Annotated in this window: 13 protein-coding genes; 3 read left to right on the top strand and 10 right to left on the bottom strand. The window is 64.4% G+C overall.

Features of this window, described 5'->3' with window-relative positions; translation table 11 throughout:
• Window positions 1–3: 3 nt before the first annotated feature.
• The 3 genes from L6637_RS23265 to L6637_RS23255 all read right to left on the bottom strand — a co-directional run bounded on the left by L6637_RS23265 (window position 4) and on the right by L6637_RS23255 (window position 3,365).
• Window positions 4–873, bottom strand: coding sequence for an urea carboxylase-associated family protein (locus L6637_RS23265; protein ID WP_237872035.1), 870 nt, complete (start codon window positions 871–873; stop codon window positions 4–6).
• 71 nt (window positions 874–944) lie between these two features.
• Window positions 945–1,871, bottom strand: a complete 927-nt coding sequence (locus tag L6637_RS23260) for a CobW family GTP-binding protein (protein ID WP_237865969.1) — start codon at window positions 1,869–1,871, stop codon at window positions 945–947.
• Window positions 1,872–1,874: 3 nt separating this feature from the next.
• Window positions 1,875–3,365: an amidohydrolase family protein gene (locus L6637_RS23255; RefSeq protein ID WP_237872033.1), complete on the bottom strand. Its 1,491-nt coding sequence runs from the start codon at window positions 3,363–3,365 to the stop codon at window positions 1,875–1,877.
• 502 nt (window positions 3,366–3,867) lie between these two features.
• Between L6637_RS23255 and L6637_RS23250 the strand changes: the two genes are divergently transcribed.
• From L6637_RS23250 to L6637_RS23240, 3 genes are all read left to right on the top strand, one after another.
• On the top strand, window positions 3,868–4,899 hold the full coding sequence (locus L6637_RS23250; protein ID WP_237872031.1) for a PcfJ domain-containing protein: 1,032 nt from the start codon (window positions 3,868–3,870) through the stop codon (window positions 4,897–4,899).
• A gap of 98 nt (window positions 4,900–4,997) precedes the next feature.
• Window positions 4,998–6,098, top strand: a complete 1,101-nt coding sequence (locus L6637_RS42600; RefSeq protein WP_237865966.1) for a GNAT family N-acetyltransferase — start codon at window positions 4,998–5,000, stop codon at window positions 6,096–6,098.
• Window positions 6,095–7,078 carry a Rieske 2Fe-2S domain-containing protein gene (locus L6637_RS23240; RefSeq protein ID WP_237865965.1) on the top strand — a complete coding sequence of 328 codons (984 nt, stop codon included), beginning with the start codon at window positions 6,095–6,097 and terminating at the stop codon, window positions 7,076–7,078. Before L6637_RS42600 ends, L6637_RS23240 begins: the two co-directional genes overlap by 4 nt.
• Window positions 7,079–7,081: 3 nt before the next feature.
• On the opposite strand, the gene L6637_RS23235 is transcribed toward L6637_RS23240, so the two are convergent.
• The 7 genes from L6637_RS23235 to L6637_RS23205 all read right to left on the bottom strand — a co-directional run bounded on the left by L6637_RS23235 (window position 7,082) and on the right by L6637_RS23205 (window position 15,693).
• On the bottom strand, window positions 7,082–8,230 hold the full coding sequence (locus tag L6637_RS23235) for an ATP-grasp domain-containing protein (protein WP_237865964.1): 1,149 nt from the start codon (window positions 8,228–8,230) through the stop codon (window positions 7,082–7,084).
• Window positions 8,227–9,507: a F390 synthetase-related protein gene (locus L6637_RS23230; protein ID WP_237865963.1), complete on the bottom strand. Its 1,281-nt coding sequence runs from the start codon at window positions 9,505–9,507 to the stop codon at window positions 8,227–8,229. Before L6637_RS23230 ends, L6637_RS23235 begins: the two co-directional genes overlap by 4 nt.
• On the bottom strand, window positions 9,507–10,301 hold the full coding sequence (locus tag L6637_RS23225; RefSeq protein WP_237872029.1) for an MBL fold metallo-hydrolase: 795 nt from the start codon (window positions 10,299–10,301) through the stop codon (window positions 9,507–9,509). The genes L6637_RS23230 and L6637_RS23225 overlap by 1 nt, the downstream gene beginning before the upstream one ends.
• A gap of 5 nt (window positions 10,302–10,306) precedes the next feature.
• Entirely contained in the window at window positions 10,307–11,281 is a 975-nt protein-coding gene (locus tag L6637_RS23220; RefSeq protein ID WP_237865961.1) for an NAD-dependent epimerase/dehydratase family protein, read from the bottom strand.
• Entirely contained in the window at window positions 11,282–12,247 is a 966-nt protein-coding gene (locus tag L6637_RS23215) for a 3-oxoacyl-ACP synthase III family protein (protein ID WP_237865960.1), read from the bottom strand.
• A 197-nt stretch (window positions 12,248–12,444) separates the two neighbouring features.
• Complete coding sequence (locus L6637_RS23210; RefSeq protein ID WP_237865959.1) at window positions 12,445–13,230, bottom strand: substrate-binding periplasmic protein; 786 nt, start codon at window positions 13,228–13,230, stop codon at window positions 12,445–12,447.
• Between the two features lie 69 nt (window positions 13,231–13,299).
• Entirely contained in the window at window positions 13,300–15,693 is a 2,394-nt protein-coding gene (locus L6637_RS23205; RefSeq protein ID WP_237865958.1) for an ATP-binding protein, read from the bottom strand.
• Between the last annotated feature and the right edge of the window lie 115 nt (window positions 15,694–15,808).

The raw sequence follows: 15,808 nt of genomic DNA, 5'->3' as shown, positions 1-15,808 counted from the left end.
GACTCAGCCTCCTGCGGGCACGCCGTGGTGACGGTGATACGCGCTCGGCGTCGGCCAGAACCGGTCCTTCAGTGTCGCCCGGTCCGGCTCGAAGATCTCGATCTTGAGCGGATAGCACGCCGCGGCATCGCTGGAATGGCTTGCGCTGCAGTCCCCGCCGGGACAGGCCGACAACGCTCCGAGCAGGTCGATCTCCGCGAAGAACTCGATGAAGTCGCCGGGGCGGACCGGACTTGCCTTCATGAAATATTGATGCGTGTCCCGCGTGAAGCCCGTGCACATGAAGACGTTGAGCACATCGTGGACATGATGCTCGACCGCGGCGGGATCGACCTTCAATTCGGCGGCAAGCGCGCGCGACAGGTTGGAGTGGCAGCAGAAATCGTAAGCCGTGCCGTTGAGCAGGAGATTGGTGTAGGGATCGCAGCGTGTGCCGATGACATCGTGAATGCCGGCGCCGTCAGCGTCGAAACCGTACCAACCAAGCGTATCATGACTGATGGTCGCGATCGGCCGCAGGTAAGGCATCGTGCTCCAGAGCCTGTTACCGAGGCCGACATGCGTGCCATGGAGCGCCCGCGTCTTGCCGCTGAAGAAACGCTCGGCGAGATCGTGCGCGTTCCAGAGATTGAGATCGCCGACCTGAGGGCCGTCGATGCTGACGATGCGGACAAACTGCCCGCGCGCCGCGCGAAAGGCTCGGGCATCGCGTGGCGGCACGATCAGCTCGTGTGTCTTGACCATCGTCTGCCGCGCGGATTCGAGCGTGGCCATGTCAGGCCCGGGCATCGACCCTGCCGGATAGACGATGACCGGCTTGGCAGCGCGACGTAAAGCGGTGTCGGCGGGGGAGGATGAGTTCTTCGGGAGCATGATGGCCTCGGATCGGCACCGCAAGACAGGCGGCGGCTGACAATGGACACGATCGACTCTATCGCCTTGCGTCAAGGCGAAGCAACACAGCCGTCCATGAGCGCGTCGAGCTCGGTCTTGGAGAGCACACCGAGTTCGGCGATGAAGACGATCCGCGCGCGGGGCACGCCTGGCGCGGGCGCATCGCCTGGCGCGAGCGTCGCGCGGCCGCCTGCGAACTGGAACACCATCTGGCGGCCGGGCTGCTCGACCGTCTCGAACAGGCCTTTGGCGCGCGCCAGCTTCGGCGCCAGCTTGCCGATCGCCTGCTGCAGGCGCGGCAGCGAGAGTGGCCGGTCGGAGGTCCAGCTCAGCGTCTCGAAGCGCTCTTCGGCCGGACGTTTCGGCCCTGGCTCGCGCGATACGGCTGCACGATCGCTGGCGGGAAACAGCAAGGCGGACGGAATCTCGCCGTGCTTTGCATCGACCACCAATGCGGGCACGCGCTGCGCGCGGATAGCCTCGCGCATCCGCACGCCGGCGCCTTCGCCCGCCAGATCCAGCTTGCTCAACGCCACGATATCGGCGACGCGCAGCTGCGAGCGCTGAAGCGCGTCATCCAGCGCCGCCGTCGGCGTTGCCGCGTCCATCACACACAGCACAGTTTCGAGCGGCGCCTCGCGCAGGATCACGGGATCCATCAAATTGCGGACGATGTCGCCGGGATCGGCGACGCCGCTGGTCTCGATGACGATGTACTCCGGCTTGGGATCACGCCGCAGCAAGGTCGAGAGCGTGCGGATCAGATCGCCTTCGAGCGAGCAGCAGATGCAGCCGTTGGCAAGGCTGACCACGCCGTCGCTTGCGCCCGCGATCAACTCCGCATCGATGTTGATCGCTCCGAAATCGTTGACGACAGCGGCAATGCGCCGTCCGTCCGCGTGAGCCAGCAGATGATTGACGACCGTGGTCTTGCCCGCCCCCAAAAAACCCGTCACCAGGAGAATGGGGACCGGCATGGATCAGCTCGCGACGACGGGTCGGCGGACGGGCTTTCCGGGCCGCGCCGCCACATCCAGCAGGCCGTCGGTGATCAACGGCTGACCGCTGACAACGAGATGCCGCACGCCTTCCGACGGACGGTTCATCGCCGTGAAGGTCGCGCGGTCCGACAGCTTCTCGTAGTCGAACACGACGATGTCGGCGTCGGCATCCTTGGCGAGGCGGCCCTTGGCGCGCATGGCGGGCGTGCTCTGCGACAGGATTTCTGCGGGGATCAGCGCGCATTTGCGCACGCCTTCGAGCAGCGACACGGTCTTGCGCTCGCGCACCCATTCGCGGATGAACTTCGTGAAGCAGCCGGCCGAGCGCGGATGCGAGGTGGCGTCATCAGGCAGCGGCCAGGCATCACCGGTGTAGGTCTTGCCGTCCGACGTCGTCCACGGCATCGCATCGGAGGCGATCGCGCCGCCGGGATAGAGCACCGACATGTCGAGGAGGTCGCGATGATGCGCATTGTGCTCGGTGTCGAGGATATGCCAGAGCACCAATGAGGATGGCTCTTCGGCTTGCGCCTTCAAGAGCTCCTCACGGTCGTGGAAGCGGTAGCCGTCGGTCACGCGCTGCACCGAGTCATAGCCGGTGCCGTTGCGCTCGACGAATTGCGGATCGCTGAAGAAGGCGGCCGCCAGCACAGTCGATCCGGTGCCGTAAGGATAAGCCTCGACCGTGATGGGGAGCCCTTGCGCTTGCGCCTTCTCGATCAGCACGCGGCAGCGCTCGATGTCGGTCTTGCTCGATGAATTGAAATGGCAGATGTGCATGTGCGCGCCCGTCGCGCCGGCATAGCCGATCAGGCGGATATAGGCCTCCGCCGCGCTCTCGGGGTCGATGCGCGACATGTAGGCGACGTGGGTGAAGGTCGGCACGTTCTGCTTGGCGGCAAGCTGGCACACCGCAGTCAACTCCTGCACGCCGGCGCCCGGAGCATAGGCGTTCAAGATTCCGATGCCGATGCCGCCCTCGTTGAGGCCGCGCGCGAGGCGATCGAGGATGCCTGAAACCTCGGCATCGCTCGCGACATTATCCATCCAGCGGCGGTCGCGCATGGCATTGCCGAACGCCTCCAGCGAGCTCTCTGCGTTGGAGCCGGTCATCGCACCGATGCGCGCAAAGGCCCAGTTGGTGGCGGCACCATAATTCAGCACGCGGCCCTTCCTCGCCTGGCGCTCGTACCAGGAGCCGACCGGCAGCACGCCGGCCTCGAGATCGAGCGTCGTCGTCACGCCGTCGAACGCCTGCATGCGGTCGGCCGGGATCGACTGGCCATGCGCATGCAGATCGATGAAGCCGGGCGCGACCACGAGGCCGGTCGCATCGATCACCCGCTCGGCACTGCCAAGCGAGGCGCCGACTGCAGCGATCTTGCCGTCCACCACGGCCACGTCGCCGATGGCATCCATCCCGCTCGCAGGATCCACCACCCGGCCGCCCGAGATCACCAAACCGCTCATATCGCCACTCCGCCAAGCTATTTCCAAAGCCCCCAAAGGCCCAGCAGCAGCTTCGGAGGCGGCGACCGGCCGCATCGCGCACCGTCCCGATGCGCATCAAGGCAGATTTTTTGATGAACCACCACCACCACTGAAGCCGACACAGTATGCAGATTGCTGCACGCCGTTGCGGAGATCGCGCAGGCAGGATGCAGTCCCGGGTTGCATCCTGGCCAAGGCCAAGCTATTGGATGCACGTATTTTCATTTTTGGAGGCGACCATGTCGACGACAGCACGCTTCCCGGGTTCGCCGCGCGATATTTGACGCGCTTCCCCGGGACCCATGTCCCGGGTGAACCATAAAGTCCCATATCAACTCTCATCTGCCGTGGCCATCGGCGCCGCGATTGAGAACCTATTGGCATGACATCCCATCTTCTGCCGGCCCCCTGTCAGGTGGCCGGGCGCTCCGACCTGCTCGAACGCAGGCTTCGGCGATATCATCCGCACGTCCAGGGAGCGGTGCGCGCGTTCGCCCAGCGTCACGCGCGCCTTGCCGACCTCGCGGCGAGCTTTCCCGCGCTTCTGTTCGCGCTGGCAGTTCAGCGGAACCGGCTCGATCCCGCGTGCGCTGTTGCAGCCGTGATCGACGGCGCCGCACTCGCGCAAATCGCGGCGTTGGCCAATCTGCCGATGTGGCTGCGCAAGTTACCGCCGGAATCATTCGTGCGCCCCATCCCGCACCTGCCTGACGGCGAGCTCTTCCGCCGACAGATCGCGAACCATCTTCCGCGTTCTCCCAAGCTCGCGCCGACATGGCTTCAGCTCGTCGCCGAGGCCGCCGAGCTCGCGCATGAGCCGCTGGCGGCATGGATCGCCCGCGAATACGTCCGCGATCCACGGCAGGTACCGCTCGCACGGTTGCGGCGCATCGCTCTTTGGGCCTGGTTCTCCGCGGAGCCCGCGACATCTGGGCATGACCTGATCGAACGACGGTGGACGCCGGACATGCGGATCGATGCCGCGGGTTCGGCCGCGGGTGATTGGCAAACCGCGGTGGCCCTGCATGCAAATCTCGGGCGCCAGCCCATCGCCGATATGTGGCTGCGGGCGGGCCGGATGGCGGGTTACGAATTCCTGCCGCTGGATTCGATGTTCGCAATCACTGAAGAGGCAAAGGCCATGCGGAACTGCCTCCGGACCTATGGCGACGGCCTCGCGCATGATCAAACCCGGGTTTGGAGTGTACGGAAGGACGGCGAACGCGTCGCGACGTTGCAGATCGCCCGTCGCTATCGCGACCCGCTGCCAAACATTGTCCAGCTCAAGGGGCCCGGCAATAGCGAGGCCTCGCGCGAGTTATGGTGGGCGGCGCGTCAATGGCTGCACAAGCACGATCTGTCGCAGGTCGTGATCAAGCGGCGAAGCTGGGGAACAGCGCCGCTCGATCGCGAAAGCTGGGTGTCGCTGTGGCGGCCTTACTGGTTTGCCAAGCGTCGCATCCCCGACTGGCTGCCCTTGGCCCCGTCGCGCGCGGCGCTGGAGGCGCTGTGACCCACCAAAGCCGCTGGCAATGCGTTGACCGCCATCCGAACAGCTGAAACGATCGGCTGCGCCGGATTCTCCGGCGCGGAACAGGAGCGCGCTTCGCGGTGACCGAGATCGAAATTACCGCGAAGACACTATCACTATGCGAGCTGTTCAGATCGGCGCCGAGCGAAAACGCAATCAGCAATCTCAGCACCCAGGTCGGCCAGCGCCAGATCGGTCCCCATTTGCTTCCCGTCACGACCAACAGCGGTCTCAAGCCGACCTGCTATCTGTGCTGCCCGTCGGTCGCCTATATCGATTATGCGCGCGACGAGCTGCGTCACTTTTCGGAACACCGGCTTCTGTCGACCGTGTTGGATGGCCTGCTCAAGCTCGGCTATCCGCTGATCCGGGCAGCCGGGCTCGACCGGCAGGTACAGATCAACAACTGGCTGCTCGCGACCAACCCGATCCCCGACGTCACGTTCGAAGCCCTGCTGGCGGCGACGCAGGCGATCGTGCAGCAGCATCCCGCTCACGTGGTGGCCTGGCGCTCCCTGAACGATTTTTGCGACCGCGCGGCGATGCAGATCTTTCGCGAGGCCGGCTACCGGTTATATCCGGCCCGGCAGATCTACATGTTCGATTGCAGAAACGCTGAGCCGAAACCCGGTCGTGACGAAAAACGCGACCGAGCGCTGCTCGACGATTCCGGTCTCGCGAGCGTGGCGCCAGCGGAATTGCGCGACGACGATTTCGTTCGCGCGCAGACGCTCTACCAGTATCTCTATCTCGAGAAGTACACTTGGCTGAACCCGCAATACACGGCTGCGTTCATGAAAGCGGCACATGGGGGTGGCATCCTCGAATTCCAGGGATTGCGTGCCGCGGACGGACAGCTTGCCGGTGTGATCGCGTTCTTCGACTCCGGCCGAACCATGACAGCACCAATCGTCGGCTATGACGCCACCCTTCCGCAGGAGGCTGGTCTCTATCGCATGCTGATGGCGCTGGCCTTGAAGCGGGCGCGCGAGCGAAAAATGCTGTTCAACATGAGCGCCGGCGCAGCCGCGTTCAAGCGCAACAGGGGCGGCGTCGCGGCGCTGGAATATACCGCCATCTACAACGCCCATCATGCGCCGACGGCGCGATTGGCCGCATCTGCGGTCCGGATCATATTGCAACGGGCCGGCATTCCCGTGCTGCGGAGCTTCGAGCTATGACCGATAGGGCATCGACCTGGCATGCGGTTGCGCTGAGCCGCAAGGTCGGCACCAGACCACATCGCGTCATGCTCGACGGACAGCCCTTCGTCCTGTTCCGGTCCGGCAAGGCGCTGCACTGCCTGACTGACCGCTGCCCGCACCGCTTCGCGCCGTTGTCGCAGGGACGGGTGATCGACGACGCCATCGAGTGCCCCTATCACGGCTGGCGGTTCGACGGCGGCGGGCGCTGCCGCAGCATGCCGGGGCTCCTGGAGCAGACGCCGACCATCGCGGTGCCCGCGCATGCCGTACGCGAGCAGAACGGCCTGATCTACATTTCGCCGGGAGACCAGCGCGGCGAACCCTATGCAGGCGTGCTGTCAGGGCCGGGCACTGTGAGCAGTGTTGTCGAGAATCGCGTTCGCTCGACGCTGCTCGACGTCGCCGAAAACATTCTCGACGCCACCCACACCCATTTCACCCACAGCGGTCTGCTGCGCGGACTAAGCAGCCGACGCTGGAAGGTCAAGGTATCGGTGACGGGCGGCGATGGCTGGGTCGAAGCGCGCTACGAGGGAGAGCCGCGGCAGGAAGGCCTGATCAGCCGGCTGCTCGAAGGCGAACGGTCGATCAGCGTCGGCCGCTTCGTCGCGCCTGGGATCGCCGAGCTCGAGTTCTGGGGACGCGACCGCATCAACCTGTCGACGACGTTTCATCTGCGCCAGGAGGACGACGATCATGTTCGCGGCTTCGGCGTGCTGGCGGGACCAATGCAAGGCGGGCTCGGATATATCAAAGCAATGCTGTTCAAGCCGCTGTTCATGATCGCGCTGCGTCAGGATCAACGCATTCTCACGGCTGCGCGAGACAACAAGCCGCCGGGCGCGCGGCCCGTGATCTGCCGGCTCGACGTGCTCAGGCCAAGTATCGAGTCCATCTTGCGTGGCGAGCGCCCCGCCGTTGCGGATGCGCCTTTCGACATCATCATGGAGTTGTGAGCCTCACGCCAGCGGCTCGCCATCCCATTCGATGTCGCGCACCGAGGCCTCGAGCAGCCCCGTGCCATTTCGCAGCGCGCGGACGGCGATCTCGCCGAGCGCGCGCAATTGGGACAACAACAGGCCGCGGTCGCCGGGCCAGACTGAGATGTCCTGCATGCCGGCGAAATCGCGTCGCCACTGTGCAAAGCCGCGATTGCGGATGGCGTCTGGCAAGCCATAGGCCAGCATGGCCAAGGGAAGCGTCATCGGCGCCGTCGACGATGCGCGTGCGTCGCGTCCTTCGAGAATGGCTTTGTCGAGACCATCTGCCGGCCCGAAATAATGCACGCCGCTCGTCGTGCGCGGATTGCATTCGATGACGTGCAGTTCGCCTTGCGCGTCGCGGCGAAAATCGAACGATATCTGTCCGGTCCAGTTCAGCCGCGCGACCAGGCCGTCAACGAATTTTCGCGCAACGGGATCAGCGACCGGCGCGAAGGCAACGCCTGCGCCTTGGCCGACGCGATAGGTCGGCTTGTAGCTTTGAAACGCCGCCAGCCGACCATTGACCGCGACGGCATAGGCGCTGATCTCCTCGCCCGGCAGATAGGCTTGCGCGACCCAGGGATCGGCCGCGGTCGGGCAAAGCGCATCGAGCGCCGCGCGCGAGGGGCGGATCAGCACGCGTGATCCGAACCGCGACCAGGCAGGCTTCAGGACCAGGCCTTCCGGCTGCGGCATAACAGACAGGTCGTCGCGCGAGCAGAGCCGCACGGTCGGCGGCGGATCGGCACCGAGCCCCATGGCGACCTCGGCGAAATCCGCCTTGTTGTGGACTTTTGCAAGCAGGTCGAAATGCGGCGCAAAAAACTTGATGTCGATGCCTCTGATGTCGCGGACCGCTGCGAGATAAAACACCTCTTCGCAAGTCGGCACGATGACGTCAGGCGCTTCGCGCGCAACCAGCGCGGCCACAGCCGCGCAATAGTCCGAAAAGCCCTGCCGTGGCGACGGCAATTGCTCATAGGCATGCTTCATCCGCGTCGCCCGCGACATCGGATAGCGGAACGTATCGGCAAGGACGACACGATGGCCGGCGTGATAAAAGATACGCGCCAGATGCAAGGCGGCCGGCGCCCGGGCTCCGGTGATGAGGATGGTCTTTCTCATGCGGCGCTCGGCTTCCAGCAATTTTCGACGCGCCGAAGCTTTGCGTCGTTGCGCGGCTGCAGGGCCTCGTGCTGCATTTCGACGACGGGCCGCGCCTCGAGCTGCGTGCATGCCACCAGCACCGCCGTGCGCACGCCCTCAGTGGCGGAAACGCCGACGTGAAGCGGCAGGACGATGTCGATCCGGTTTTCGCCCGTCTGCCGGATACGGAAATCGTCGATGCTACGGTCCGCCGCCAGCACCGCGTTGCGCAGGACATCCGGGGTCACCATGACGTCAGGCCTAGCCGCATCGCGGTTCGGCAGAACAAAGACATCGTCGCGACGGCCGATCACTTCCGCGACGGCTTGCAGGGCCGAACCACAAGGGCAGCGTCTGGAATCGAGGCGCAAGATATCGTTCATGCGATAGCGCGCCATGATCTGCGTGCGCCGCGTGAAATCGGTCACAACAGGCACAACGAGATCGGGGCTGCCAGCTACCGGTTCGAACTCGAAATGCACGACGTCTTCCGCCAGATGCAACGTGCCGCGCTCGCAGGAGACGCCGAACAGGCCTTCCGTCGCCATGTAGATTTGCCGCAAGTTCAGGCCGAAGCGGCGCTCGATCACCTCCCTATCCGGCGGGTCGAGCACTTCCGCGCTCGAAAACATCGTGCGCGGCGCAATCGCGACGTCATTCTCCGCAAACCAGCGCAACGCTTTCGGCGGAGCAACGACGACATCAGGCTTGAACGCGGCGAGCGTCTCGGCGGCCGATTGCAGGCCGAGCCTGAGATCGACGAAGCGTAGTTTCAGCAATTTCGATTCGTTCGCGGCGTCGTAAAGCCGCGACGAGCGCGGGAGCACGACGGCGACGCGGTGCTGTCGCAGCAAAGAGAGAGGAATCGCCTTGGCGACAAGGGTGCCGAGCCAGACGAAACGCTCTTGGTCAGAAACCAGGTAGAGGCCCTGATTCCCGCTGGTACCCGTGCTGCAACCGACATCGTAGCCTTTGGGCGCCTCGCCCCGATCGATCATGCTCCAGATCTGCGCTGCCATCAGACCGAGACGGTTAAAATCCTGAAAGCGCGCCATTACCTCGCGCTTGTCGACGAGAGGAAGAGCTGACAAGTCCTTGTCGCGAAAGCCGCGATAGAAGGCGACCTGCCGCGTCGCATCGTGCATGAGCCGCGCAAGGCGCGGTTGCTGCCATCGTTCGATCCTGTTGCGGCTCGTGAGCCAGCGCCGCAACAACCGCGTGCGCAGATAGGCCGAAGCGAGAGCCAGCCGCGACATCACGATATCGGCTCGTCGACGTCGTGGCAGAGATGAACTTTGCCGCCCTGCCCGGCGAACGCCCTGAGCAGGCGCTGGCTGTCGCGGCCGGCATCGCGATCGTCGAACACGATGGCACTGGAGATCCACGGTGTCTTGTCCTGCATCAGCGCCTCGCGCGTCCATGCCGCATCGGTGGCGTAGATCACGGGGCCGGTAGCCTCACGCCAAAAAACGCCGAAATGGCCGAAGGCATGCCCCGGCAGCGGCACTGCGAGATAAGAGCCATCGCCGAACAGATCATGGCCGTCGCCGAGCACGGTGCCGGTCGCCACGCGCGCCAACCCTTCGACCGGGATCAATCGCTGCGTGATGTCGGGCGGGATCAACTCCTTGAAGATCCCGTTGTGCAAGGCGGCGGCCGTACTCATGCCCATGACGGCGCGTGCCGTCGCGCCCCAGGCGGTGAACGCGGCGTTCGCGAACAACCGAAGGCTCGACACGTGATCGGCATGAAAATGCGTGACGATGACATGGCGGATATCGGCCGGCGCGACGCCGAGATTGCGCAACGTCTTCTCCACGGCCTCATCGGCATTCAGTTGCGGGCGGAGTACCGCGCTATAGAGCCGCAACGCGGCACTGCGCGACCCCTGCGTCACCTCAGGGCCAACGCCGGTATCGACCAGGCAGAGCCCGCGCCCGCCGAGATCGATCACGCCGTAGCGCACGGTCAGCCGCGCGCGCCTCAAGCCGGCGCCGCGCTTGACGAGACCGGCGAAGACATCGATATGCGCGCTGTTGAACAGCTTCATGCTGTCTACTCTCCTCCGAACGTCCGGCGCAGACCCTCGGCGAAATCGACGGTCGGTGTCCAGCCGAGATCCTTGCGGATGGCCGACAGATCGAGCGTCTGACTGAAGGCAAGCAGTCCCGCCGAATAGGCCGTCACGACAGGTTCGACCTGCGGTCGGAACAGCTTGTGGAAGCCCTCGATCGCGCGGATGGCGGTGAGCGCGACCGGCCAGGACAGCTCGCGCCAGCGCACATCGACGCCTGCGAGCGCAGCGCTGCGGGTAATGATGTCGCGGATCGAAACCGCCTCACCGCCGGAAACATTGTAGATCGCGCCTGACGCCTTGTCCTTGACATCGAGAATGCAGGCGATCGCAGCCACGACATCGTCGACATGAGTGAGATCGATTACTGCGCGCCCACCGTTGAAGGACGGCAACGGCCTGCGTTTTGCTGCGCGCAGGAGGCGGGGCAGCAACGCCTTGTCGCCCGCCCCGTAGATCCCGCGCGGACGGACGATGGTCCAGGACAGATCGGACGTGGAGCGAACCAGCTGCTCAGCGGCAGCCTTGCTCCAGGCATAATGATTGATGGGTGCAGGGAGGGCAGATCCCTCGCTGACACCAAGCCCGTCACGAAAACGGAAGTAGACGCTGGACGATGAGACATAGACGACATGCGCCGCGCGCCATTTTTGCGCCTGCGCCAGCAGATTGGCCGTTGCCGTGACATTGTTGCGCTCGAAATCACGCCGCGGTCCCCAATTCGACGATAGGCCGGCGCAATGAACGATTGCGTCGACATCCCCGAGCTCGAGCGCGGACAATGATGCAGCATCGGCGAGATCGCAGGTCTCTACGGTGATCCGCTCGCCGCGCAGAACGTCCCGTAGCGAGTCGGACCGGCCGAGCGCGATCACCTCACGGCCGCGCGCAGCCAGATGGCAAGCCACGCGACGGCCGAGGAACCCACCCGCTCCGGTCACCAATATTCGCGACATCTAGATCTCGATCGCAATGCCGCCGAACGACACGCCGGCGGAGGTGCCGAGCATGATGATGCGCGATCCCCTGATGATGCGTTGCCGCTGCCGCGCAACATGCAGCGCAGTCGGGATCGACGCGGCCACCTGATTGCCATGGGTGGCGACGATATCGATGACCTTGTCGCGCGGAAAGCCGCAGCGTTTGACGAGGTGGGCTAGCGCAAACGGGCTGGCCTGATGCGGCACGACGAGATCGACGCTCTCCCGTGTCCAGCCCGCACTCTCGAGTAGCTGGTCGACGAAGCCGGGAAACTTGGCCGCGGTCAGCTTGAACAACTCGCGGCCGTTCATCTGGAAGAAGCGCCCCGCTGCAAAGCGCTCCGGCTCGCGCGCGAAGTCGATCCCCGTCCCGCCCGATGCCAGCGAGCAGACCTCGTAGCCTTCGTGATGAACCTCGAACCTGACGGCCCTGACATGGCTTGCCTCGCCCTGATCGGGCCGGACCAGCACGGCGGCCGCGGCGCCATCGCCGAACAATCCGGCGGTGACCGGATCGGTCTGCCACGGCAACGCCCGCGAGGCCATCTCGGACGAGACGACCAGGGCACAGCGATAGCGCCCGGTAGCGATCATCAGCGTCGCCATGTCGAAGCCGGACAGGAAGCTGAGGCAGGTCGAGTTCACGTCGAGCGTCGAACAGGCACCAGATGGAATGCCGAGATGCCGCGCGATCAGCGGTGCGGTAATGGGAATGGAATATTTGGGAACGGCGCTGGCGAAGATCAGGAGGTCGATCGCAGACGGCGCGATACCGGCTTCGCCGAGCGCGACCCGGGCAGCACTGGCCGCGAGCTCGTCCTGCGTCTCGGCCTCGCAAACGAACCGCTCCCTGACGCCGCAATTCGCCTCGAGCCATCCGTCCGGCTTTCCCAGCTCGCAATCAAGGGCGGCCGAGCTGACTTTTTGACTGGGAAGGCTCATCCCCGTTCCGCGCAAGCTGAACGCAATCGGCGTCATGGCCCCTCTGATTCCCGTGGAAAGCGCCTTAAACTACCGGATGCGCACGGCGGTTGCCACGCGAGAAAGGCCGATCGCGCGGGTTTGCGCATGATCGCAGCCACGCAGCCGTTATCATTCTGAGGCGACGACCATCCAAGCGATCAAATGACTCTCTGCCATCACTTCTCGCGCGCTTCCTGCTTGTACCGTTCCAGCAGGCCCTCCGCCTTCATCTCCTGCAGAACGGCAGCCAGGCGGGGCGCGAGGTCGGCATTGGTCTTGTACAGATATGGATAGAGCACGACCCGGTCGCCGATCGTCAGCAGCGGCCGCACCGAGGTGACGCCCTTGAATTCGGGCGAATACAGGGCGCTCTGGAGCGCGGCATCGATCTCGCAAAAAAAATCGACGCGGCCGCTTAGCAGCATGCGCAACCCGTCATATTCGGTCGCGATGCTGGTCAGGCGCGTCTCCGGCACCAGGGACGAGAGCGAGCGCTGGCACAGCTCGACGCCGCGTCGATAGACGCCGATCCAGTTCGTCGCGGTCAGATCCTCCAAACGCGGCAAGGTCAGCGCCGGATTGCTGGCCCAGATTGCAAACCTCACCTCGTAGATCGACTCGTCGACCCGCACTTGGTCGGGGTGCGTCTCCCCGTAGGCGGGAACGCGCATGAACTGCCCGTCAACGGCGCCGGAATCGACCATCGCGCTCACCCGCTGCGTCGGCATCAGCTCGACCTCGAGCGGAACGCCGAGCCGCCTGAACGCCTCCTGGTAGGCAAGCCGCTGCCATTTGCCTTCGTATGTGGTTTCCGGCTGGTCCGTCACCATCACGAACGGACGCAATGGCTCCGCGCGGAGAGGATGAGGCAACACCGCCAGCAGCAGGAGAGCCGCGAACAGGAAACACGATCCGCAGTTCCGCAAGCCGCCCTCGGATGCATAGGAATGAGAGGATGACATGAAGCGCTCTCGCAAATTCGGTACTTGGCCTCGCAGGCATTCAAAGGATCTTGCTCAAGATCTTGCGCATCATTTTGCCGAGAGGACCTCACGGATCATCTGCGCGAGGTCCGCCCTTCGGTATGGCTTGCGCAGCAGGGCGACGCCGGTGTCGAGGCGTCCGTCATGGACGAACTCATCGGTGTAGCCCGATGTGTAGAGCACTTTCATCCCCGGGCGACTCTCGAGCACGGCTTCGGCCAGTTCGCGCCCGTTCATTCCGCCCGGCATGACCACGTCGGTGAACAGAAGATCGAACTCGGCGCCCTGGTCGACCAGCGCCAACGCCGCCTCCGCGTCGCTGGCGATCAGGGTCTTGTAGCCGAGGCCGCCGAGCTGGGCGATCACATAGCCTTGCACCAGCGGATCATCCTCGACCACCAGGATGGTTTCCTGGCCGCCGATCGCAGCGATGGCCGGAGCGGATGCCGATTTCACCGGGGCCCGGATCTCCGAGCGTGGCAGATAAAGCCTGACCACGGTGCCCCGCCCCTGTTCGCTTTCGATCTTCACGGCGCCGCCGGTCTGCCTGGCAAACCCGTAGACCATCGCGAGCCCCAGCCCGGTGCCGCGGCCGACCCCTTTGGTCGTGAAGAAAGGCTCGAACACCCGATCGATGATATCGGGTGGAATTCCCTGGCCGGTGTCGGTGATCGCGATCATCACGAAATCTCCGGCGCGCACCCCGTCATCGAACGCAGCGGCGTCGTCGATGACCACATTGGCGCTTTCGAGCACCAGCTTGCCGCCGCCGGGCATGGCATCCCTTGCATTGATCGCGAGATTGACGATCGCCGCCGAAAGCTGCGACGGGTCGGCCAGCGCAGACCACGCATCGCTCGCGAGCAACGTGTCGATCTCGATGTGCTCACCGAGCATCGGCTTGAGCAGCTTGCAGACGTCGAGCACCAGTTCATTGATGTCGACCTCGCGCGGCTGCAACGGCTGGCGGCGCGCGAAGGTCAGAAGCTGCGATGTGATCTCGGCGCCGCGCACGGCCGCCTCGTCGATGAGGTGGGCGATCGCGGCGAGTTCAGGCCGGTCGGCCACGCCTTCCTGGATGATCTCGATGGTACCGGTGATGACCGTCAGGACATTGTTGAAGTCATGAGCGACACCGCCGGTGAGCTGGCCGATCGCGTCCATCTTCTGGGACTGGCGCAACCTCTCGGTGGTCTCGTGCTGCTCGGTGAGGTCGGTGCCGGTGCCGCGATATCCGAGGAAGCGACCGTCGGGTGCGAATACGGGTCGCCCGCTGATGCTGACATGGCGCAGCCGACCAGCCAGATCGCGCCTTGTGTACTCGAAATTGCGGAACGGCTCGTGGCGTTCCAGCACCGCCTCATGCTCGCGCCATTTCTCCGGCTCGGCGCCGCTGTTGATCGCGGTGTCGATGCGGCTCGTGCCGATCAACGCGGCTCGATCGATCCCGAAGGCATCCAGTCTTTCCGAAATATAGGTGAAATGATGATCCGGTCCGGTTTCCCAGAACCAGTCCGATGCCGTCTCCGCGTAATCGCGAAAGCGCTGCTCGCTCAACTGGGCGTCCTGCTCGGCCTTCTGGCGCACAAAGAGGTCCTGCTGAAGCTGCGCGTTCACTTGCTGCAGATCGCCATAAGCGCGCTGCAAATTGGCGCACAACTCATTGAATGCATCCGCGACCTGGTCGAGCTCGTCGGGCTTGTCGGGACCCCTCCTGCTCAGCTGCAACGGCGGCGGCGGCCGTGCAAGATTGTAGCTTCCGACAAAGGCGGCAATGGTGACGAGGTGACGGGTGACGAGGACGTGAAAGATGTAGAGGATGAAGAGCGAGACAAGAAACGTCTTGGCCGCCTGGCTCGCGAGGATGACGAGCGTCCGGTTCAGCAGATGCTGGTAGACCTCGGTGAGCGTCGCTTCGACATAAAGGATCCCGATCGGACGCTTGGTGCCGCGAACCATGTAATCGAGCGGATAATCGCGGGCGATGCTGGCGCGCGCGCTGCGGTCGCCGACGGAGATGTGGATCGGATCCGGACGATCGATGACCTCGCGGATCTCGACCGCGCGGATACCGGGCAGGCGCTGGATGCCGTTGAGCTGAAGCTGGAGCTGGTGCTGGTCAAGCGCCCAAAGGCTCTCGCCCAGGCTCGCAAGGTAGCTTCGGCCGATCTCGTCGAGACGCGTCTCGATGACACCGACCTCGTGATCGTAGTCGAGGTAAAGTTGAAGCGCGGTCAGCGTCAGCGTGACGAGCGAGCTGAACAGCAGCACGGCGGCCAGCAGGCGGAAACCGATACCGCTGCGGAGTCTGTCGAGGATCTCGGCCGCGCGGAAGCCAAGCGAGTCAGATGCGAGCGACGATCCGATGGCCTGCAAATCCCCCTTCGCGGCAACGGGCTCAATGACGTAGCGACCATTGAGATCATTTTCGCCCTTGTCCAAGTACCATTCCCCCCGAAACATGGACGGAAACCGCGGAGCGCAATCTGCGCCTCGGGATTCGGTGTGGCAAGTCAACGATCAGCGGAGTGTGAAATCAACCAGGTCTCATCGGAAA

This window comes from Bradyrhizobium zhengyangense, assembly GCF_022012435.1.
Lineage (GTDB): Bacteria > Pseudomonadota > Alphaproteobacteria > Rhizobiales > Xanthobacteraceae > Bradyrhizobium > Bradyrhizobium zhengyangense.
Note: the sequence above shows the minus strand (reverse complement) of the source record. Positions and strands in the feature narration are given on the sequence as shown.

Coding starts and splice junctions, on each gene's coding strand:
- L6637_RS23265 (WP_237872035.1), bottom strand. CDS start 873: ATGCTCCCGAAGAACTCATCCTCCCCCGCCGACACCGCTTTACGTCGC.
- L6637_RS23260 (WP_237865969.1), bottom strand. CDS start 1,871: ATGCCGGTCCCCATTCTCCTGGTGACGGGTTTTTTGGGGGCGGGCAAG.
- L6637_RS23255 (WP_237872033.1), bottom strand. CDS start 3,365: ATGAGCGGTTTGGTGATCTCGGGCGGCCGGGTGGTGGATCCTGCGAGC.
- L6637_RS23240 (WP_237865965.1), top strand. CDS start 6,095: ATGACCGATAGGGCATCGACCTGGCATGCGGTTGCGCTGAGCCGCAAG.
- L6637_RS23235 (WP_237865964.1), bottom strand. CDS start 8,230: ATGAGAAAGACCATCCTCATCACCGGAGCCCGGGCGCCGGCCGCCTTG.
- L6637_RS23230 (WP_237865963.1), bottom strand. CDS start 9,507: ATGTCGCGGCTGGCTCTCGCTTCGGCCTATCTGCGCACGCGGTTGTTG.
- L6637_RS23225 (WP_237872029.1), bottom strand. CDS start 10,301: ATGAAGCTGTTCAACAGCGCGCATATCGATGTCTTCGCCGGTCTCGTC.
- L6637_RS23220 (WP_237865961.1), bottom strand. CDS start 11,281: ATGTCGCGAATATTGGTGACCGGAGCGGGTGGGTTCCTCGGCCGTCGC.
- L6637_RS23215 (WP_237865960.1), bottom strand. CDS start 12,247: ATGAGCCTTCCCAGTCAAAAAGTCAGCTCGGCCGCCCTTGATTGCGAG.
- L6637_RS23210 (WP_237865959.1), bottom strand. CDS start 13,230: ATGTCATCCTCTCATTCCTATGCATCCGAGGGCGGCTTGCGGAACTGC.